At 61.5% G+C, this 20283-nt stretch carries 19 protein-coding genes and 1 tRNA gene; 7 read left to right on the forward strand and 13 right to left on the reverse strand.

Annotated features, from left to right (window positions below):
* Positions 1 to 8: 8 nt before the first annotated feature.
* From JHL16_RS31040 to JHL16_RS31055, 4 genes are all read right to left on the reverse strand, one after another.
* Entirely contained in the window at positions 9 to 2153 is a 2145-nt protein-coding gene (locus JHL16_RS31040) for a mechanosensitive ion channel domain-containing protein (protein ID WP_420884590.1), read from the reverse strand.
* A 238-nt stretch (positions 2154 to 2391) separates the two neighbouring features.
* Positions 2392 to 2868: an SRPBCC family protein gene (locus JHL16_RS31045; protein WP_200188732.1), complete on the reverse strand. Its 477-nt coding sequence runs from the start codon at positions 2866 to 2868 to the stop codon at positions 2392 to 2394.
* Positions 2865 to 3374 carry an SgcJ/EcaC family oxidoreductase gene (locus tag JHL16_RS31050; RefSeq protein ID WP_200188733.1) on the reverse strand — a complete coding sequence of 170 codons (510 nt, stop codon included), beginning with the start codon at positions 3372 to 3374 and terminating at the stop codon, positions 2865 to 2867. The genes JHL16_RS31045 and JHL16_RS31050 overlap by 4 nt, the downstream gene beginning before the upstream one ends.
* A complete protein-coding gene (locus tag JHL16_RS31055; RefSeq protein ID WP_200188734.1) occupies positions 3371 to 3955 on the reverse strand; it encodes a DUF6506 family protein in 585 nt (194 codons plus the stop codon). Before JHL16_RS31055 ends, JHL16_RS31050 begins: the two co-directional genes overlap by 4 nt.
* Before the next feature lie 94 nt (positions 3956 to 4049).
* Between JHL16_RS31055 and JHL16_RS31060 the strand changes: the two genes are divergently transcribed.
* Together JHL16_RS31060 and JHL16_RS31065 are read left to right on the forward strand one after the other, a co-directional pair.
* Positions 4050 to 4976, forward strand: coding sequence for a LysR family transcriptional regulator (locus JHL16_RS31060; protein WP_200188735.1), 927 nt, complete (start codon positions 4050 to 4052; stop codon positions 4974 to 4976).
* A gap of 66 nt (positions 4977 to 5042) precedes the next feature.
* Positions 5043 to 5117: transfer RNA gene (locus JHL16_RS31065), tRNA-Gly, on the forward strand.
* Positions 5118 to 5165: 48 nt separating this feature from the next.
* Here JHL16_RS31065 and JHL16_RS31070 read toward each other — a convergent pair.
* Entirely contained in the window at positions 5166 to 5897 is a 732-nt protein-coding gene (locus JHL16_RS31070; protein WP_200188736.1) for a response regulator, read from the reverse strand.
* 13 nt (positions 5898 to 5910) lie between these two features.
* On the reverse strand, positions 5911 to 7203 hold the full coding sequence (locus JHL16_RS31075; protein WP_348647304.1) for an FAD-dependent oxidoreductase: 1293 nt from the start codon (positions 7201 to 7203) through the stop codon (positions 5911 to 5913).
* Between the two features lie 313 nt (positions 7204 to 7516).
* Here JHL16_RS31075 and JHL16_RS31080 point away from each other — a divergent pair, with 313 nt between their 5' ends.
* Together JHL16_RS31080 and JHL16_RS31085 are read left to right on the forward strand one after the other, a co-directional pair.
* Positions 7517 to 8191 (forward strand): response regulator transcription factor, encoded by a 675-nt coding sequence (locus tag JHL16_RS31080; RefSeq protein WP_200188738.1) that lies wholly within the window; start codon positions 7517 to 7519, stop codon positions 8189 to 8191.
* Complete coding sequence (locus JHL16_RS31085; protein ID WP_200188739.1) at positions 8188 to 9510, forward strand: sensor histidine kinase; 1323 nt, start codon at positions 8188 to 8190, stop codon at positions 9508 to 9510. Before JHL16_RS31080 ends, JHL16_RS31085 begins: the two co-directional genes overlap by 4 nt.
* A 51-nt stretch (positions 9511 to 9561) precedes the next feature.
* Here JHL16_RS31085 and JHL16_RS31090 read toward each other — a convergent pair whose 3' ends face one another.
* Both JHL16_RS31090 and JHL16_RS31095 read right to left on the reverse strand, forming a co-directional pair.
* Positions 9562 to 10263, reverse strand: coding sequence for an outer membrane protein (locus JHL16_RS31090; RefSeq protein WP_200188740.1), 702 nt, complete (start codon positions 10261 to 10263; stop codon positions 9562 to 9564).
* A gap of 193 nt (positions 10264 to 10456) precedes the next feature.
* Positions 10457 to 11293 (reverse strand): LysR family transcriptional regulator, encoded by an 837-nt coding sequence (locus tag JHL16_RS31095; protein ID WP_200188741.1) that lies wholly within the window; start codon positions 11291 to 11293, stop codon positions 10457 to 10459.
* A 108-nt stretch (positions 11294 to 11401) separates the two neighbouring features.
* On the opposite strand from JHL16_RS31095, the gene JHL16_RS31100 reads away from it, so the two are divergent.
* From JHL16_RS31100 to nikR, 3 genes are all read left to right on the forward strand, one after another.
* Positions 11402 to 12058, forward strand: coding sequence for a 5-formyltetrahydrofolate cyclo-ligase (locus JHL16_RS31100; RefSeq protein WP_420884591.1), 657 nt, complete (start codon positions 11402 to 11404; stop codon positions 12056 to 12058).
* A 214-nt stretch (positions 12059 to 12272) separates the two neighbouring features.
* The gene (locus JHL16_RS31105) at positions 12273 to 14285 is read left to right on the forward strand and encodes a WD40/YVTN/BNR-like repeat-containing protein (RefSeq protein ID WP_200188742.1); all 2013 of its coding nucleotides are present in this window, start codon (positions 12273 to 12275) and stop codon (positions 14283 to 14285) included.
* Between the two features lie 603 nt (positions 14286 to 14888).
* Complete coding sequence (nikR, locus tag JHL16_RS31110; RefSeq protein ID WP_137854451.1) at positions 14889 to 15356, forward strand: nickel-responsive transcriptional regulator NikR; 468 nt, start codon at positions 14889 to 14891, stop codon at positions 15354 to 15356.
* Here the strand turns inward: nikR and nikE are convergent.
* The 5 genes from nikE to nikA are packed head-to-tail and all read right to left on the reverse strand — an operon-like array spanning position 15343 to position 20279.
* On the reverse strand, positions 15343 to 16125 hold the full coding sequence (gene nikE / locus JHL16_RS31115) for a nickel import ATP-binding protein NikE (protein WP_200188743.1): 783 nt from the start codon (positions 16123 to 16125) through the stop codon (positions 15343 to 15345). The two genes, nikR and nikE, sit on opposite strands and share 14 nt — an antisense overlap.
* Positions 16122 to 16910: an ATP-binding cassette domain-containing protein gene (locus JHL16_RS31120; protein WP_420884592.1), complete on the reverse strand. Its 789-nt coding sequence runs from the start codon at positions 16908 to 16910 to the stop codon at positions 16122 to 16124. Before JHL16_RS31120 ends, nikE begins: the two co-directional genes overlap by 4 nt.
* The gene (nikC, locus tag JHL16_RS31125) at positions 16907 to 17773 is read right to left on the reverse strand and encodes a nickel ABC transporter permease subunit NikC (protein WP_200188745.1); all 867 of its coding nucleotides are present in this window, start codon (positions 17771 to 17773) and stop codon (positions 16907 to 16909) included. The genes JHL16_RS31120 and nikC overlap by 4 nt, the downstream gene beginning before the upstream one ends.
* Complete coding sequence (nikB, locus tag JHL16_RS31130) at positions 17770 to 18714, reverse strand: nickel ABC transporter permease subunit NikB (protein ID WP_200188746.1); 945 nt, start codon at positions 18712 to 18714, stop codon at positions 17770 to 17772. Before nikB ends, nikC begins: the two co-directional genes overlap by 4 nt.
* Complete coding sequence (gene nikA / locus JHL16_RS31135; protein WP_200188747.1) at positions 18714 to 20279, reverse strand: nickel ABC transporter substrate-binding protein; 1566 nt, start codon at positions 20277 to 20279, stop codon at positions 18714 to 18716. The genes nikB and nikA overlap by 1 nt, the downstream gene beginning before the upstream one ends.
* Positions 20280 to 20283: the final 4 nt, after the last annotated feature.

Consider the following 20283-nt stretch of genomic DNA (forward strand, 5'->3'; position numbering starts at 1 on the left):
CACCCCAATCAGGCCCCTGATCCCGCGGCTGCGGCGGCATCGGCCTGCTGTTTCAGGCGCAACCGATGCGCCGCCGCGGCTTTCGGATCGTCATCGCCGGAGACTTGCACGGTCGGCACCGCGATCTTGATGCCGTTCTCGTCGAAGGCCTGCTTGATCAGCATGAGGGCGCGGCGCTTGATGCCGAACTGCTCGCCGGGCCGTGTCTTGAGCTTCATCTTCATCAGCATGCCGGTGTCGCCGAACTGATCGACGCCCTGCATCTTCAGGGGCTCGATGATGCTGTGGGCGAATTCCGGATCCTGCGCCAGTTCGAGGCCGATCTTCTTGACGATCTTGCGCGCCTTGTCGATGTCGGAATCGTAGGTCAAAGTGAGAGTGATCTTCTCGATGACCCAGTCGCGGCTCATATTCTGCACCGCCCCCAGATCGCTGAAAGGCACGGTGTAGATATAGCCGCGGTGATGCCTGAGCTTCACCGATCTCAGGCTGAAGGATTCGACCGTCCCCTTGTAGGAGCCGCTCTGAATATACTCGCCGACCCGGAAGGCATCGTCGAGCAGATAGAAGACGCCGCTGATGACATCCTTGACCACCGTCTGCGCGCCGAAGCCGATCGCCACACCGACGATGCCGGCGCCCGCAATCAGCGGGGCGATCTGCACGCCGAGCGAGGACAAGGCCATCAGCAGCGCCACGATCGCCACGACGATCATCAGCACATTGCGCGTGATCGGCAGCAAGGTCCGGATGCGCGAATTGCGCCGCGCCAGTTCCGTGCCCGGCTCGCCCTGAACGCCGGCGGCGGCGATGCGCTTGTCGATCAGGGTCTTGGCCACATGCCAGATGAAATCCGCCACCAGAAGGATGACGATCGCGCTCAATGCCCCGCGCATGACGCGGGTGAGGAACGTGTCCTGCGCCGTCATCGCGGTGAAATCGACCCCCAGCCGGTCGGCCAGGAAGAGAACGGCGGCGATGACGAGAGCCGCCCGCACCCCACGCTCGACGATTGCCGCCAGGACGCTCGGGACTTCGGTGCCGCCTTGTGCGGTTCCGGGCGGCCTGAAGATGTTGTTCACAGCCCTTTGCGCCATGACCACGGCGGCCGGCAGCGCCACCATCACGGCCAGGAACCAGAAGGCCTTCATGGCGCCGGCGACCCAGAGCAGGAACAGCAGGAGGAAATAGGCCGACAGCAGCCAGGTCATCGCCCGCTCTCCGATCCGCGCGGGGGCACCCTCCTGGAGCGGCGCTGATGTGTGGCCGGGCCGGTGCCAGACCGCCTCGATGCCCATGACCAGCAGCACGAGGCCGAGCGCATAGGCGATCAGCTGGCGCGACGGGACCGCAAAACCGAGCATCGACAAGAGGAGAACGGTGACCCAGCCGAAGGCGAACCAGCCCACCGCATAGGACAGACGCTTCACCCAGAAGGAGGCGTTCGGATCCGAGACCGGCAATACGCGAAAACGAGCCGCGTCGCCGAAGCCTGCGAGCTCCGGCGGCGAGAACAGGAATTCCAGCACCACGCGGGCCAGCCGGAAGCCGAGCACGGCCAGGAGATAACCCAGCAGGATCGGGCGCAGCAGCGGCGGCCAGCCGAAGACGAGGAAAGCGCCGATGCTGCCCAGCGCGAACATCGCGACGGAGCCGGCGCCATAAACGAGACGCGCCGCCATGGCGGTCAGCCGGTCGCGCACCGTCGCGAGCTCGGATGCGGCGATCCAGGCGCGAAGCGCCGAGGTCCAGCGCCAGAACAGCCATTGCGCCCCGAATCCGGCGGCGACGAAGATCGCGAAAATCAGCGCGAAGCCCAAGAGGCCATAACCCTCCAGCGCGGCGCCGATGGCGGCGCCGGCTGTGGCGAATTCGTCGGGCAGCCGCGGGATCGCCGCGGCGAGGTCGGTAAAATGCCGATGTATCCGCGCCAAAGCCGTAGCGAAGAGCATGCCGTCATCCGCCGCGCCGGCAGGGCCCGATGGTGGCTGGGGCTGGACTGCCTTTTGGGCATCGACCCATTTCTGCACCTCCGGGTCGCCCATCAGCTTAAGCAGATCCTGGACCTTCTGCGGCGGCACCGCGGGTTCCGTCTGCGCCATCGTATGCGGTGCAAGCAGACCTAGGGCCATGAAGACGGCAGCGATCAGCATGCCGCTTCGCAGATAGACGATGATCGCCAATGCTCGGGACCTGCCGCCCATAAAACCTGTGTTCGGCTCCGCGCATGCGCAGCCGACTTCCCTTCAGGCCCCTTCTCTCCCTAACACCGGCCCGCTTTCCTGACATAGTTGGACCAAGGTCCATCGCGGTCCGCCGGCCCTTGCAGTCGAATAAGACGGCATCGTCGAAGCCCTGACGGAGTGCTTCGCGGAACAGATGGGTTGAAGCTCAGGCGGCCGCGGCGGATTGGCGATCGAGCTCCGCCGCCAGTGTTTCGAGGAGATCGCGCATGCCCGCCTCGCGCTCGGCCGCCTGATCGGCGCCGTCGAGGAACGCGCTTTGCTCGGTATAGACAAGCTTCGTACCTGCGCCGGCCGGGCTCAATGTGATCGTCGCCAGCGAGACCGAGATACGTTTGCCGTCGGTGATCATCGCATAGCTGAGCAGGATGCGCTCATCGGGCACGATCTCGTGATAGACCGTCTCGTTGCGCATCGGCGGCCCGTCGCCGAAGCGGAAACGGCTCCGCTCACTGCCGCCTTCCATGAAGGCCGGGGTGAATTCATCGATGGTCCAGCCTTCGCCTTCGATGAACCAGCGGCGCTTCACGACCGGATCGGCGAAAGCGGCGAAGACGCGCGCCGGGCTCGCTCCATAGTGTCGCGCGACGGTGAAAGTGGCGTGATGGACTGAGTGTTGGGTCATGAATATTCCTCTGTCTTGGTGTTGCGGTCCGCGATCGCCTGCTGTTGGGCGGCGATTTCGGTCGCGTGGAACTTCGTGTTCTGGCCGACGGCGATCTTCCAGCCGGCCTCCTGCTTGCTCATCACATAAAGCGGCCGGCCTTCCGCTTGCCCGTGCAGCGGCTCGCCGGTCGGACCGACGGGGCGCTGGCGGATATTGACGGCGGCGATCGTGTCGCTGAGGAAGGTGATGTGCTCGACGTCATAGAAGGCATATTCGTCGCCTTGTGCCGGCGTCAGCACCGACCTGGTGAAATCACGGATTTCCCGCCAACCGGTCAACCGGCGTCCGAAGGCTGTCACCCAGACGGCCTGCGGCGTCAGCAAGCCGACGAAGCCTTCGGCGTCGCGCCGCCACTGCATTGCTTCGATCTGGGCGACGACATCATCGATCAGCGCGATATCGCCACCGCGCGAGCGCGGTGCAGCAGCCGCATCGGCGATCGTTGGCTGTGGCCGCTGTCTCATGCGGCTTTCTCCGCCTTGAAGGTGGCCTCGAGCGTGAAGCTGCCGACACCGACCGGCGCCCGGCCATCGACCGCATCGATGACGGCGGCGGCGCCCGCACTGGTGAAGCCGCCATAGAGCTCGATCAGGCCAACGCCCTCGGCGATGAGCGCCCGTGCCACGGCGACCGCCGCCGTCTCATCCGGCACCGGCACGAAGGTCGTGTCCTGGGGCGGGAAGGATTTGTCGAAGCGGTCGCGCGCCGGATCCGCACCCTCCTCGATGAAGATGAACGCGGCGCGCGGTGGCGTGCCGGCAATATAGGCCTGGTTGAAGCTGGCGGCCGGCCCCAGCGATTCGATGCCGAAGGTCACCGAGCTCACCCGCACCTCGGGGCCGACGGCGGTGCTGACCAGCGGGCGCCAGCGCGGCGATACCCCGCCACACAGCTCGATCAGACGGGCTCCGTCACGCGCCAGCCCGGCCGCGACTTCCGGCAAAAGGTCGGAATGGTCGACGACGACGATGGTCAGGTCCTTGCGCTCGAAACGGTCGCGCGCCGGATCGGCGCCGCCCGCCTCGAAGATGATCGCTTTTTTCATGGCATCCTCCTGGACTGTCTTCCGGAGATTTGGGGCTTGAAATCGATCCATGTAATTGCTCAAATAATGATCGAAGTGATCAGGAAAAACGATCATGCTGGATGCCCTCACCCTCGATCAGCTGCGGGTCTTCGTCGCGGTGGCCGACAAGGGCTCGTTCCGGGCGGCGGCCAAGTCGCTGGGGCGGGCGCAATCGGGCCTGAGCAGCGCCATCGCCAATCTCGAGGCGGAGCTCGGACTTCCACTCTTCGACCGGTCGCAGCACCGCCCGTTTCTTACCGAGGCCGGCACGACGCTCCTGGCGGAAGCCCGCAGCTTGCTGATCAGGGCGGACTCCTTTCGCGCCCGCGCCGCCAGCTTCGGTGAGGGCGTCGAGGCGGGGCTCAGCGTGGCGCTGGACCCATTGTTGCCGCTGCCGCTCGTCGCTGCGGTCATTGCCCGCTTCCAGGCGAAATTTTCGAGCGTGCGGCTGGAACTGAAGACGGCGCCGCTGACCTCGGCGCTGGCCATGGTCTTGGACGGCACCTGCGATATCGGCCTCACGGCCGCCGATGAGCCGGACGCCCATGTCGTCTCCGAAGCGATCGGCGATATCGCCGGAATGATCCCGGTCTGTCGTAGCGATCACGCGCTGGCGCAGCCGCGCCCGAAAGCGCGGTGGACGACGGTCGATCTCTCCGACCATGTGCAGATCGTCGTCGCCGATCCGTCCGAGCGTTCGCTGGGCCGCAATTTCGGCGTGCTGTCGCAACAGACCTATTGCGTCGGCGATCTCACCACCAAACACGCCCTCATCCTGGCCGGCGCCGGCTGGGGAAACCTGCCGCTCTGGATGGTCGAGGCGGATCTGGCCGCAGGGCGGCTGGCGCGCATGGCGCTGGCGGTGCGCCGCTCATCTGCACCGGACCGGATGCCGCTCTATATCATCCGCCGCGTCGACCGGCCCTTCGGCCCGGCGACCTCTGGCCTCTGCCACATGATGGCGGATGAATTCCGGGCAGTTGCACAGGCCGGCGCGTAAGGCTGTTGAAGGCTGAATCCGGGCGTTGAAGATTGCCTGTGCCTGCTCTAATGTCGCGCCGGCTGAGCGGGCGTAGTTCAGTGGTAGAACGACAGCTTCCCAAGCTGTATGTCGAGGGTTCGATTCCCTTCGCCCGCTCCATTCCTGGCTAGATCGGAATTTCTTTGAGCCAGCTGTCGCCAAGTCGACTCACCGGCTCATCCTCTCCACCTCAGCGGCGAATATGTATCCCTCGTTCCGCATCGTCCTTATGATCCGAGGAGACTGCGGATTTGCTTCGATTTTTCCGCGCACTCGACTGACCTGGGTATCTATGCTGCGATCGAACTGCGACGAAACCCTACCGTGCAATAAATCCAGCAACTGGGCGCGGGACAGGACGGTTTGCGGCCGCTGGACAAATACGGCGAGAAGATCGAACTCGTGCGATGTGAGCGCAATCCAGCTTCCACTGGGATCGGACAAGGTCCTGCGCCCCAGATCCATGGTCCATCCGTCGAAGCCGAAACATGACGAGTGAGGAACGGGTTCCACCATTAGAGCGGTGCGCCTCAGGATCGCCCGGATCCTCGCAAGAACTTCTCGCGGATTGACCGGCTTAGCCAAATAGTCATCGGCACCAACCTCGAGTCCGACAATGCAATCGGCTTCTTCACTTGTCGCCGACAGCAGGATTATCGGAATTGCGGAAACGGCTCTGACTTTGCGGCACAGGTCAATCCCACTTTCTCCGGAAAGCATGATGTCGAGAACGACAAGATCGTATCGATCACGTTCAAGGACACGCAGGAGTTCATCCCCGCTTCCTGTCTGACCGGCAGACACGCCGTGTTCGGACAGAAACCGCGCAAGTGCTTCGCGACTACGGGAATCACTGTCGGCGATCAGAACCCTGATCCGGCTCTTTGGGCGCGCCAGCATCCTGAGTTCTCTCCTATCCGAGTTGCATAGTCTGATGGGCCGGATTTGGGTCCGCATAATCGGGTAACCGCCAACCGCCATCCCTGTCGTCCGGCGAAAGTCTGGCGACCAGGTCCGGGATGCGAAGTCGTGCGGCCAAACCCGTCAGGGCAAGAAAAACGCTTATCCCGAATCTCGACTTAGGCATTCCCAAGCGCAGGAGAGATGTATTTACGTTCTGGATTTCGTTGACGAAGGGCCGCAGCGTCTTGTCGCAGAGCGCAAAGGCTCGCGCGAGATTCGCCTTGTTGCGATTGATCTTACCCGCCAGGACATAGGCTCCGACCAGACTTCCGGATACACCCATGCCGCTGAACGGGGATGCACAATGCGCGGCATCGCCGACGAGAACCACACGCCCCTTGTACCAGGTGCCCGTGCGGACCTGCACCACTTCCTGAGAATAGAAATTGGGGGTCGTCATCATGCCCTGGATAAACCGATCGATCTGCCAGCCGGCATCCTGGAACCGCTCTATCCAGAATCGCTTTTGCTGATCCAGCGGCGCCCTGTGAATGGCTGACGCCTTTTCGGAGCTTTCCCTGAGCACGAAATAGACTTGCGTCTCCGTCAAGTTGTGGCTTCTTCGCATGATCATCCGACCACCAGGGGCGAGATATGTGTTGCGAAGGTTGCCGTCATCGGCCGGTGTGCGTGGGATAAACCAATAGGCCATGTGGATTCCCATTCGCAGGCAAGGATCCCCTGCATCGGACGGCAGGATATCCTTCCGAATGCGCGATCCCTGACCATCGGCTCCGACCAGCAGATCAAACGTGTCAGAGGTGCCATCGGAGAAGTGAGCGAGTACCGTATGATCGTCCTGCTCGAACCGCTCCACGGTCTTGCCGAAGACGTATCCCACGTCGTCTTTGGTCGCGTCATAGAGAATGCGCACGAGATCGCCGCGCATGATCTCACATTCGGATGTTAAGGATTGGGCGCCACGACCAGATCGATTGGCCATTATCGTCGCCTTGGTCCGTCCGCGGGAGTCGACGAACGAGACGCCGGCTTCATCGACAAGCTTGCTCTGGATGGCGCCGATGAGCCCCATGCGCTTGGCGGCCGCGATGCCCTGACCGCGCAGATCCACCTGCGCCCCCGTGGCCCTGAGAGCTGGAAAGCGCTCGACTACGACGACCCGATTACCGTTTCGGGCCAGCCAATAGGCGAGTGCCGGCCCCGCGATCCCCCCGCCGCAGACGAGAATTCTGAGGGAGCGACTTTCAGTCTCCTGAGGTTTCAAGGAACGATCGACAAGCACTTGAGACGGTATAATTGGAGCATCCTTCAATTCCGCTTGAGTTCATTTCGATACGATTGCTTGCCGCCTCGACATGAAATCTCGCTTCGCCAGATTGCGCCAACATTGCCGGCCGCCCTGAAACCACGGAATATTCGCGCAATGTTTCTGCAATGTTGGAATCGCGTGAGCGGTTGATAAGCGCATCCGAAGCCGCAAAAACTGTGGGTAGTTCAGTTGCCTAGGGGGCCCGCCCCTGCCTGGCCGGCTATTTGCGCAATGTTACCGCAATCTTTATGCCGAATAGGCTTGCGCAGGAACGAACAGGTGCCTTATGCGAATCCTTCTGGTCGAAGACGAACTGGACATGGCCAGCGCGCTCAACGACGCCTTGTCGAAGCATAATATCGTCATCGATCACGTGGCATCGATCGCGGATGCACGCGAGGCCGTTCACGGGCGGTCCTATGACGCAATCCTCCTGGATCGGCAGCTGCCGGATGGCGAAGGCCTGCGCCTCATTCCCGAGCTCCGGGCCGACAACATCGATTCCCCGATCATCGTACTGACGGCTCACAACGACCATGAGGGCCGCATCCGCGGCCTCGATCTCGGCGCCGACGATTACATGGGAAAACCGTTCGTCGTCGAAGAGCTGATCGCGCGGCTGCGGGCGGTCCTCCGTCGGCCGACACTCCTGTCGCCGGACATCATCCGGGTCGGCCGCCTCGCCTTCGACGTGGCTCATATGGAGCCGTCGCTCGACGGCAAGCAATTGCTTCTGCCGCGCCGTGAGCTCCTGGTTCTCGCGGCCCTGATGAAACGCAGCGGCCGGACGGTTATCCGTGAAGCCCTTGTTAACGCCGTCTATAGTTTCGACGTCGAGATACAATCAAACTCCTTGGATGCCCATGTCTCACGTCTCAGAAAGAAGCTGGCGGGCCTGAACGCCGGAGCTGCAATTCACACCATCAGGGGCATTGGCTATCTTTTGAAGGCCTCCGAATGACGACTCACAGCCTCCGATGGAGAATCGTTTGGCCGCTGATCTTCGTCCTCACCTTGGTCACGATCATCGTCGCAGCGGGGCTATATTTTTATTTGATGACCGTGATGACCAACAGCCGATCCGCCGATGAAACGGTGCTGCCGCACATTGCCAGCTCGATATACCAGGACAGCGCAGGCCGGCTCCTGCTATTGCCCACGCCGGAGCTCGCCAGGCTCCAGGAGGAAAGCCCCGATCTCTGGTTCATCGCCCGCGCCGAAGGCGATCGCAAAGTTCAATACGGACAAGTTCCGCCTGGACTGGAGACAATCGCGGCACAACTCGGCAACATTCTTGACGGAGACCTACGCGCTGAAGGAGCCTCGGCGCTGACTTCCCAAATCGCGCGACTGCCCTCGCCTGCCGGCGAATTGCGCATCATGTTCGGAGGCCGGCTCCAGGCCGATTCTTTTGCTGTCGAACTGCTCAGCAGAATGAAAATCATCTATCTGCCTTTCCTCGCCTTCACATTGATCGCCGCATTCCTGTCGGTGCCCATCCTGGTCAAGCGGGCGCTGGCGGGTTTGAGCCGCACGACGGAAATCGCCACCAGCATAGACATCGACCGCCGCGGCCAACGGCTTCCTCCCGATGACGTGCCGGAGGAGATGCTGCCGCTCGTGACGGCGATCAACGCGGCGCTCGAGCGATTGGACCATGGCTATACCCAGCAAAAGCGCTTCCTGGCCGACGCCGCACATGAATTGCGAACGCCTATCGCCATCCTTCATACGAATCTCGAAGCCATGCCGGACAGCCGGCAACAGCGCAAACTCCTGAACGATGTCGGACGCCTTGCAAACACCGCCGAGCAGCTCCTCGATCTGCACCGGATGGACAACAACATGCAAAGCATGGAGGAACTCGATCTGGTAGAGCTCTGCAAGTCTGTCGCCGGAGACCTGGCGCCCAATGCCATCGCTGCAGGATATGAGCTGTCCTTCTCGACCAATCGTGATCGTATTCCCGTGTCAGGCGATGCCGGCGCGCTTGAGCGGGCGATTTCCAACCTGGTGAGGAACGCGATCGAACACGGTGGCGGAAAAGGCCTCATCCAGGTCGTAGCCGTTTTTCCGAACATCATCGAGGTCACCGATGAGGGACCGGGAATACCCGCCGATCAACGGGAAGATGTGTTCGAGCCGTTCTATCGGACGGCGCCAAAGCGCAGCGGCGCTGGCTTGGGATTGAATCTGGTGAAACAGATCGTTCAACGTCACGGCGGCGAGGTGGCGATAATAGCCAGCGATCGCGGCGCCCGCTTTCGCATCAGCCTTTGAAGGGCGGCTCAGGGCGAATGCGAGGCAATGCCGGCTAGGATGTCCGCAGATCTAGAAGCGCCAGTTGACCCCGCCGCGAACCACGACGACGTCCTTCAGCTCCACGAAATCGTCCTCGTCGGCATCATCCGTGGCGCCGTCAATGTCTTCCTCGTGACCGAAGCCGTAATAGAGGCCCTCGACCCGGACGCTCCAGGTCTCGTTCGCCGCCCATTCCAGGCCGCCACCCGCGACATAACCGAACTCGTCGATGTCAAACGAGGCCCTCTGGACTTCTTCATCGGCATCGGTAACCTTGAACTCTCCGTCCGCATAGGCAAGGCCGCCGGTCGCATAAATCAGCAGCGTATCCATCGCGAAGCCGAGCCGGGCACGCAGCGAGGCAAGAAAATCGACATCGGCCTCGACCACGTCGAAGCCATCCTCATCTTCTGCGTCGCCGGAAAAGTCGGTGAAACTGATATCGGCTTCGATGCCGAGGACGATATTGTCCATCTGGACGTTGTAGCCGGCCTGAAGACCGCCAAGAATTCCGTCCGCGTTGATGTCGTCGACATAGGTCGCGTCTTCCGGGCTGTCGGGAAGTTCGCCGGAATCATAAATTCCATCGAAGGACGGATCGCCGTAGCCCAGATGCACGCCGACATAGGGACCGGTCCAGTCGAAGGCGGCCGGCACCTCGATATCAGCGGCCTGTGCGGTAGAAATAGCCAAGATCGAGACCGCACCGGCAACAAGAATCCGCTTGAACATGTTGCTTCCCTCCACCGCTGTCGCCGAGGATAGATTCAACATTACCAGCGGTCAATTGCAGGCAGTTCAGATTCCGATATTCCGCGAGACTGTGGCCTTTCGATCACAGTTCCCACTCATCCGTATAAGGAATGTTTTCCCGCACGACCGCGCCTGAACGCGACTGCAGGGTCTTTCGGGTGGTGTTCGCATATCAACGTGCCACCGCCTTCAGCCCCCGCAACGCCTCCCGCATATCGGCACGATCTTCCGACGACTCGGGATAGACCGCATAGGCCGGATAGGTGAATTCCGGCGCGCCCGCGACCAGCTCCAGCTCGCCTGTCTGCAGATGGGGCGTCACCGCGCCTTTGCGGAAATAACCCATGCCGCCGGTGCGCAGGATGTAAGCGAGGCCCAATGGCCCATAGCCGACGAGAAGTCCCGGCCCCTCGAAAGCGGCCTGCCCCAGACCGCCAAGCGCCGCGAAATGCGGGCCCCAGTCCACATGAACATAGTCGCGCGCCTCATCATCACCCTTGGCGCTTCTCACCAGCACCAGTTGCTCCTCCTCGATAAGCTCCACCGTGAAGCCGGGCAGGATCATCGGCGCGTAGAGAACCGCGACATCGAGCACACCGGTGCGCAGCTGCTCCAGCAGCTGATCCGGCATGCCGATCTGGGCGCGGATCGCGATCAGCGGCTGGTGCCGCTTCATCCAGACCAGCCAGTCGAGCAGCAGCGGGCTCCACAGGCTGAGCTCGCCCCCCAGGGCGATGGCGCCGGCGCGACCCGGCGGCAGCCGCAGCTGCTGGCGGGCGCGCTCCCAGATCTGCACGAAGGACTGGGCGAAACGCTCGAACTCACGCCCCGCCGCGGTGAGGACCGCGCCATTGCGATTGCGGGTGAAGAGCTGGCGGCCGAGCTCCTCCTCGAGGGTGCGGATGCGGGCGCTCACCGTGGTCTGGGTGACATGCAGACGCTCGGCCGCCTTCAGAAAGCTGCCGGTATGGACGATCTCCAGAAAGGTCCGGGCGCGGTCGATATCCATAATCTCGTCCGAATGATGCAATTATTTTGCACTTATACTGCATTTAATTCCGTTTGCCTTATTGTTTCTGAGCGCGCAGCCTGGTGTCGCAACTAAGCCGGACGTTTGATCGTGCAGGACGAGACGCAAACCAACCCCGTTGAGACAGCGTCCACTCCGCACGTCCTGCACGATCAGGCCCCGGCGCTCAGCGCCACCCCGCCCCGTCCTGACGACTGGAGCGATATCTCAAGATGGAGAAAGGCGGAGCGCCGGCGCCTCATCGATGAGCGCCTCGCCCTAAACCCGGAATATCGCGAGGCCGGCGCCGAACGGATCGCGAATTTGCTCGACCAGAGACTAGGCAAGCCGGGCGGCCGCATCGTCGGCACCTACTGGCCGTTCCGCGGCGAGCCCGATCTGCGCAACTGGGGCCTCCGCTTCATCGCGCGAGGCGGCCATATCGCTTTGCCGGTCGTCATCGCCAAGGGACAACCGCTCGACTATCGCGTCTGGCGGCCGGGAGATCCCCTCGAGCGTGGCGTCTGGAACATCCTGGTTCCGGTCTTCGGCCCGGCGGTCGAACCCGACATCGTAATCGCGCCGGTGGTCGGCTTCGATGCCCTGCACTACCGACTAGGTTATGGTGGCGGATTCTTCGATCGCACCCTTGCCGCCATGAAACGCAAGCCGCTCGCCATCGGCATCGGCTATGGGCAAAGCCGGATCGCCACCATCCATCCCCAGCCGCATGACATTGCCATGGACATGGTCATCACCGGCTGAAGTGGATTCAGAGCATCTGAACAAAACATAATTCATCGAACGCAGCTCCGAATTCTACATTCAGACGGTGCTGCGTAAAATGCCTTGGCCACGCCGCCCAACGTCGTCCAGTCCTTCGATTACCCCCAACGATCACCCAGGATTTTGCACCTATCATCAAAAATTTCCCTAAGGTTATATCTTGTGATAAGTTGCATTTCTGAGCCTGACATAGATGACCGCGATGAACGATCCTGGGGCTGAGAGCAACAATAGGGCAAAAGATGACGAACCGGCTGGCAAAGCCGATAGCGGTGACACGCCGCCTCTGGGAATTCTCGACGCTGAAGAGCTTCCGCGATACCGCATGGCACTTGCTCGCCTCGAACAACGCGGGAAACAACATCAGCGAGCAGCATATACAATGTTGGCGGCCCTTACGCTGTCGACAATCGGCGCCATCGCTCTGATTGCCACCTCTGGCAACATTCTTGGTAGCGATCTGGAAAAATCAAGACTTGTTGAGCCCATGTTGAAGGAACTCGATACTCAACAAAGTGGCATCAGCGCAAAACTCGACCAAAGACTGAAGAAGACCAGCGAGATCAAAAAGAACTTTGAAGACACCTTCATAGTGGGGCGCGAAAACTACTGGGTAAAAGCTCAGATTCCCCCTGAACTAACTTCGCGCCTCTATTGGGTGGATCTCAGAGGTTCGTACGGCTTGGCAGTCGGCGAGAAGCAATTTGTGTACACCACTGATGGCGGAAAGACGTGGCAACTCCCACGCATCGAACAACGCCAAGCCACGTTTGAAGCAGCCGGTTCTGGCTTTGCGCTAGGCACTGGCCCCAGTCTTGTTGCGTGGGTAGGCGGAACCCGAGGCCAGATTGCCCATACCCGTCTTGGTATAGGTTCGATATGGAAAGTCACAAGCATTCAGCAGAAAGCCGAGAGCGTTCTGGACATATTTTTCAAAGACCCACAAACCGGGTGGGCAGTTGGCGGTGGCGGTTTGCTAGCCAAAACGATTGACGGTGGCGATACATGGACGCTTCGGGGTATCAATACCGAGGCCATGTTGTATCAAGTGAATTTCTACACCGACAATGTCGGCGTAATTCTCGGCAGCGGGTTAACAATACTAACGTCTTTTGACGGAGGCGAGAACTGGACCAATCAGAGCGACAAAGTCCGGTCTTTGTTCTCCGGTCGTGATGTTACAGATCTTCGCTTCACTTCCTTCGACGTTGACTCACAGCGGCCGCTTTCAGAATCAAAAAGAATTGTGATCGGTGGGGCGGATCAAACCGTAATATATGGCGAGATCACTGAAAGTGCCGGAGGACAGCGCGACATATCCTGGAGAGAGAGCACAATCCCCCAGAAGAGCAAAGACACGATCCGATGGATCGAACGTTTTGGAGCTAGCCCCAACATGATCGCCGTGGGCGACAACGGCGCAATACTCATATCGCGCGATTCCGGGACGAATTGGCAGCCGGAACCAAATGAGGGAGATAGACCTCGCCTATTATACGCACAAGCAACCGCGCTGGACCGCGTGACAATAACAGGCGATGATGGATACATCGCTCAACTATCCCTGGGTCTCAAGGGCGATCGCTCCAAGATAACCAGAGAGACCTCTCCAATTAAGGACACCCTGCTTTATCAAATTTCTCCACGAAATCAGCAAGAACAAGTCGCAGTTGGCGATATGATCTTACGCCGCGAGCCCAGTAATCTGGCGGCATTTGCTGACCTGGATCCGGAAACATTCAGAGGGGTGGCGTTGCGCAAACAGTTCTTCGAGAACATTCCAACTACACCAGATGAAAAATCCATATTATCGAATATGATCGCCGATCTTCAGAGAATTGACCAAGATATTAGCGAACTCAACAAAGACCTTGAGAATACGAAAGGGCGCCGCGAAGCAACTCTCACCACCACCCCGATAAACACGGGTGAATTCATGTGGTGGTTAACTGGCTCGCGTGCGGCCATCGTGGTGATGATGTTCTTCATAATCAGATTTCTGGTGTCACTCTACAGATATCACACAAACCGCGCGGCCTTTTATCAGGCGCGAAGTGATGCCTTCAGATCCATGCGTGTGCTTCCCGGCACGGTAAAGGAAGTAATCGCACTCTACACTCCAGAACCTCTTGGAGACGATGTTGCCTCTTGGAGTTTTGCAGACATCCTCTCAGCGGCAAAGAGTTCTATTAGTGGAAAATCTTAATTGCTGAACTTATTAGTCCATCAGGCAGCAGTGCTGCCTCGCTACAAAACGTTGAAAAAGGGAGAAGTCCATGACAAATCGTGCATCGATGGCAATAATTATTATTCTCTCCGTATTCTCGGCAACCGTACTCGCAAACTCAAACCCAGTTTTGGCGCAATGTTCGCCATCTGACAGAGCCTGCCGCTGAGCAACTCTAACCAGACCAACATGATGGCGACAGGGAATCGCACGCTGTTCGCAAGTGACATAAAATACGAATCCTTATTGGCCGCCCCTTTTTAGTGAACGAGGAAGGTCTTACCGGAAGAGCGGCCAGAGCAAATGCCAGCCTCCATACCTTTGACAATCGGCCAGTACTCCCTGATCAGAAGCCCTTGTGTTCTACAGCACCTGGTTCGACCATGAGGCTCAAGGCAGGACGGAAAACAGCCACTGCCCCGCCCTCCCAGAATGAACATCAGAGCAACGAAAATAGGCAAGGGAAAAGGGCTAAGCAGAGGCGTGGACACGCTTCTCACAGCTTAGTCGAAGTCGATTGACGAACCCTTGCCTAACCTGCGATCACAGCCCCACCATGCAATTTCCTGGCGAGGCCGGCCGATGCAGCGCGTAACCGTCACCCTGGACGACGATCTCATGAGCGAGCTCGATCGCGTGATCGAGATGAAGGGCTATCAGAACCGTTCCGAGGCCATCCGCGACCTGGCGCGCGCCGGCATTCGCGAGGCGACCGTCAGCGTGCCGGAGACCGGCAACTGCGTCGGCGCGCTGATCTATGTCTATGACCATTCGGCCCGCGAGCTGTCGAAGCGCTTGGTGCAGACCTTCCATGATCACCATCATCTGTCGGTGTCGACACTGCATATCCACCTCGATCACGACAACTGCATGGAGATCAATGTGCTGAAAGGGCCGACGGAGGAAATCCGCCACAGCGCCGAACATGTCATCGCCGAACGCGGCGTGCGCCATGGTCAGCTGGTGCTGATCCCGGTCGAGATGGAAGCGCACAGCCACGGCCATGGCGAGAGCTCGCCACACCGGCACATGCACATCAAGGTGAAGTAGGCAGTGCCGGCAAGACTGCCGCCGCGAGCGCCCGCGACGCAGGATGATGAAGGCCCGCCACCGTCTTCGCGGCATCGACGATGCGGCCCTCTTCCATGACCAGCACCCGGTCGCATAGGCGCCGGGCGAGACGCAGATCATGGGTGATGAACAGGAAAGCCGTGCCCAGTTGCCGGCGCAGCTGGGAGAGCAGATCGAGAATCTGCAATTGCAGAACCAGATCGAGATTGGAAACCGCCTCGTCGAGGATGATCAATTCCGGTTTTGGCGCCAAGGCGCGGGCGATACAGACGCGCTGCAGCTGGCCGCCGCTCATCTGCCCCGGCAGCTTCTCGCCATCGCGGCGGTCGAGCCCCACAAGCATCAGCAATTCCGCCACGCGCGCCTTGCGGGCCAGGTGGTCGAGATCGGTCAGATGCCGCAACGGCTCGCCGACCGTCCGCTCGACCGTATGGCGCGGATCGACGGCGCCGATCGAATCCTGAAAGACGAGCTGGACGGCGCGGCGGAAATCGCGCCGCCCCTCACCGCCAATGCCGGCAATGTCACGGCCGCGAAAGGTGATCCGCCCAGCATCGGGCTTTTCGAGGCCGAGCAGCAGCCGCGCCAAAGTGCTCTTGCCGCAGCCGCTGCGGCCGAGCAGCCCGACACATTCACCGGGCGCGATGGCGAGATCGACATCCCGCAGCACTGTCTTGGGCTCAGGCGCCGCGAGCCAGGCGCCGGAGCGATAGGATTTGCCGACCGCCTCGGCCGCGATCAGGCTCATGCCACCTGCTCCTCGGGATAGAGCGCCAGATGCGCCGCCACGAGGGCCTGGGTCGCCGCGTGCCGGGGCTCTGTGAATATGTCGTGGACATCACCACGCTCGACGATCTGGCCACTCTCCATCACGGCGACGGTGCGGGCGGCGCGCGCCACTACGCCCATGTCATGGGTGATGAGCAGCACGCCCAGACCATGCCTCGCCACCAGCCGCTCGATCAGATCGAGCACATGCGCCTGCAGCACGAGGTCGAGATCGGTGGTCGGCTCATCGGCGATGAGGAACGGCGCTTCGGACAACAGCGCCAGCGCGATCATCACCCGCTGCAGCATGCCGCCGCTCATCTGGAAGGGATAAAGCGCCAGGATCCGCGCCGGCTCGTCGAGACCCGCTTCCGCGAAAGCGGCGAGGATGCGCTTGTCACTGTCAGGCCCCTGACGACCGGCCGCCTTCAGCGTCTCCAGCGCATGCGCCCGCATGGACAGCACCGGATTGAAGGCGCTGCGCGGGTTCTGCATAACGGTCGCGACCAGCCGGCCACGTAGCTCGAGGCCCGCTTTCACTTGCCCGTCGACCGCCACGCGGCCGGCGAGGCGCGTCACGCCGGACGGCAGGCAATCCTGGATGCCGAGGCAGGTCAGCGATTTGCCGCAGCCGCTGGCGCCGACCAAAGCGGTCACCGCACCGGCGGAAACACTGAGATCGAGACCACGCACCAGCTCGACCGGCGCGCCATGGCGCCGCGTCGCCAGCCTGAGGCCCTCGATGGTGAGCATCCTGCCCATCAGCAGTGCTCGATCCTGAAGGCGGGGTCGAGCCGGTCGCGCAGCGCATCGCCCAAACGGTTGAAGGCCATCACGCTGATCAGGATCATCATGCCGGGCCAGAGAACGAGGAGCGGCTGCGTCCACACGAACTGGCGCGCATCATTGATCATCACGCCCCATTCGGGTGTCGGCGCCGCGACGCCCAGCCCCAGGAAGGACAGGCCCGCGACATGCATCATCATATGTCCGATGTCGAGCGTCGCCAGCACGAGGAGCTGCGCCAGCACGCCCGGCATGATGTGCTCGGTGAAGATCCGCACACGCCCGGCGCCGGCGATCTCCGCGGCGGCGATGTAATCGCGCTCGCGCATCGACAGGACGAGGCCGCGCACGATGCGCGCATACCAGGCCCAGTGCGACAACACCACCGCCGCGATGACATTGACCATGCCGATGCCGAGCACACCGATCATGAACATCGCCAGCACAAAAGTCGGGAAGGTCAGGAAGACGTCGCAGAAACGCATGACGATCCGGTCGAACCGGCCGCCGATGAAGCCGGAGGCGCCGCCGACGATGATGCCTAGCGCCAGGACCAGCAGCAGGATGATGGCGACGGAGCCGAGCGAGATTCGCGTGGCATAGATCAGCCGGGTGAGCATGTCGCGGCCGAGATGATCGGTGCCGAGCCAATGCGCGGCGCTCGGTCCCTGCAGCTTGGCGGCCAGGTCCACGAGGTCCGGGTCATGCGGCGCGATGAACGGAGCGGCGACAATGAACAGAGCGAGCAGCGCAACGATCGCCACAGCGATACGGACCTGCCAGACGCCACGGCGGCGTGGCGCGGCCAGGACCGGCGCCAGCAAGGTATTCTCCATGCTCATCGCGATCTCTCCGCGAACATACGGATCCGGGGATCGAGCCAGGCATAGAGGATGTCGATGACGAGATTGCACAGAACAAAAATCAGCGTCATCAGCAGGACGAAGCATTGGAGGACGGGGAAGTCGCGATTATAGATGGCCGACACCGCATAGCGGCCGAGCCCCGGCCAACCGAAGATGTTCTCCACCACCAGCGTGCCGCCGATCAATTCACCGATATGCATGCCGGTGGCGGTGACGATGGGCAGAAGCGCGTTGCGCAGGATGTGATGGCGCGTGACGTTCCCGTCGGACAGGCCGCGCAACCGCGCATAGAGAACATGCCGTTGGCCGCCGGCCTCGAGCATGCTGGTGCGCAGCATACGCGCATTGATCGACAGCGACATCAGCGACACCGCCAGAACGGGCATGAGCATATGCTCGACGCCGCCCTTGCCGAGCGGCGGCAACAGGCCCAGCCACACCGAAAAGACCATCACCAGCAGGAATCCCAGCCAGAAATTCGGCATCGAGACACCGATGAAGGCGATGCCGCGCACGATCTGATCGGGCAACTTGTCGGGATGGCGCGCCGCCCAGATGCCGAGCGGCAGGCTCACCGCGAGTGTCACCACGAGAGCCACGGCGGCGAGCTGCAGCGTAGCGGGCAGATAATAGAGAAACTCGTCGAGCACCGGCCGCCGCGTCGCATAGGACACGCCGAAATCGAGACGCACCGCATCCCATAACCAAGTCAGATATTGCTCGACCAAGGGGCGGTCGAGACCCAGAAGCACGCGCGCCTTGGCGATCGCCGCATCGGTCGGCGGGATCTGCGACAGCCTGAGATAATCGAGCGCCGGATCGCCACGGCCGAGCCGCAGCATGGCGAAGACGACAGCAGAGACGCCCAGCAGCATCAAGGGGATCAGCGCGAGCCTACCGGCGATGAAACGCAGCATCAATTCGCCGGACGATAGGTCTCGAACGGAATCTCCGAGACCGACGGGCCGAAGCCGACAGCCCCGAGCTTCGGTCCCGCCACCAGCGGGGATGTGCTGTAGGTCAGCGGCAGATAAACCGCCTCTTCGTGGAGCGCCGTGAGAATGTCGCGGTAGAGCCGCTGGCGCTTGGTCTCATCGACGGTGACGAGCACCTCGCCGATCTTGGCGTCGAGCTCGCCCTTCAGCGGCAGGCCCAATTGCGCCTGATAGTCGGCATGCGACGGCACCCGCATCGAGCTGATGAAGGAATGCGGATCATAGGGAGCACCCCAGGTCTCGCCGAAGATCATGCCGAATTCGCCCTCGCGCTGGCGTGTCTCGATGGCATTGGCCTCCTCGCCCACCAGCACGACGTCGATGCCGATCCGGCGCAGATTGGCCTGGATGACCTCGGCGATCGCCTTCTGCTGCGCATTGTTGCCGACATAACAAAGCTCGATGCTGAGCTTCACGCCGTCCTTGGCGCGTATCGCTTCGCCGTCGAGGCGGCGCCAGCCGGCTTCATCGAGAAGCGCTTCCGCCTTGGCCGGATCATAGGCGTAGGGGTGGAGCCCGACATCCGCATAAGGAAAATTGGGCGCGAACAAAGCATCGGCGCGTTTCTGCGTGCCATAAAGGACGCTCTTCACGATCCCGTCCTTGTCCACCGCATGATTGATCGCCTTGCGCACGAAAAGATCATTGGTCGGCGCGCGATTGGTGTTGAGCGCCACCATTTCGGTCGTCAAAGGATGGGAGATCGCTGTCTTGCCCGGATACATGGCCTGGAAGCGCGCGAAGACATCGGGCGAAATCTGCCCCGCCCCATAGATCAGATCGATGTCGCCGGTCTCGAAGGCGACGGCGCGGCTGTTGGGATCGGGAATGACCTTGACCAGGATCCGGTCGAAGGCCGGCTTCGGTCCCCAATAGGTCTCGTTGCGGACAAAGAGGTCATATTCGCCGAGCCGCGTCTCGGCGAGCTTCCACGGCCCGGTGCCGATCGGCGCGATGATCTTGTCGGCGGTGCCTTCGGCGGGGATGGCGGCCGGCGAAATGAACCGGAACGGCCGGATCAGCGCCAGTTCCTGCAGGACCGGATAATAGGCTTCCTTCAGGGTGAGGCGGAAGGTCGACGCATCGAGAGCTTCCGTCTTCCTGATCTGGTTGGCGAGCTCAAGCCAGTTGTGGCGGTCGCGGCTCGCCAGGACGGTGTCGAAATTGGCTTTGACCGCGTCGGCGTCGAACACCGTGCCGTCGGAGAATTTCACGTCCTTGCGCAAGGTGAAGGTATAGACATGGCCGTCGCCGGAAACGGTCCAGTTTGTAGCGAGCCAGGGCGCCACCGTGCCATCGGCCTGGTACTTCACCAGCGGCTCATAGACCATGGCCTGTCCGAACATCTCGTTCGGCGCATAGGCATGCGGGTTGAGCGGCCCGACGTTGGCGGTCCAGGAATAGGTCAGCGTCGTCTCGGCACGCGCCGGCCCGGAGACGAGCAGCGCCAGAATGGCCAGGCCGGCCAGGATCCTCGCCATACGCATCGCC

The sequence above is a fragment of the Taklimakanibacter albus genome, assembly GCF_016595235.1.
In the GTDB taxonomy this organism is placed as follows: Bacteria; Pseudomonadota; Alphaproteobacteria; order Rhizobiales; family Aestuariivirgaceae; genus Taklimakanibacter; species Taklimakanibacter albus.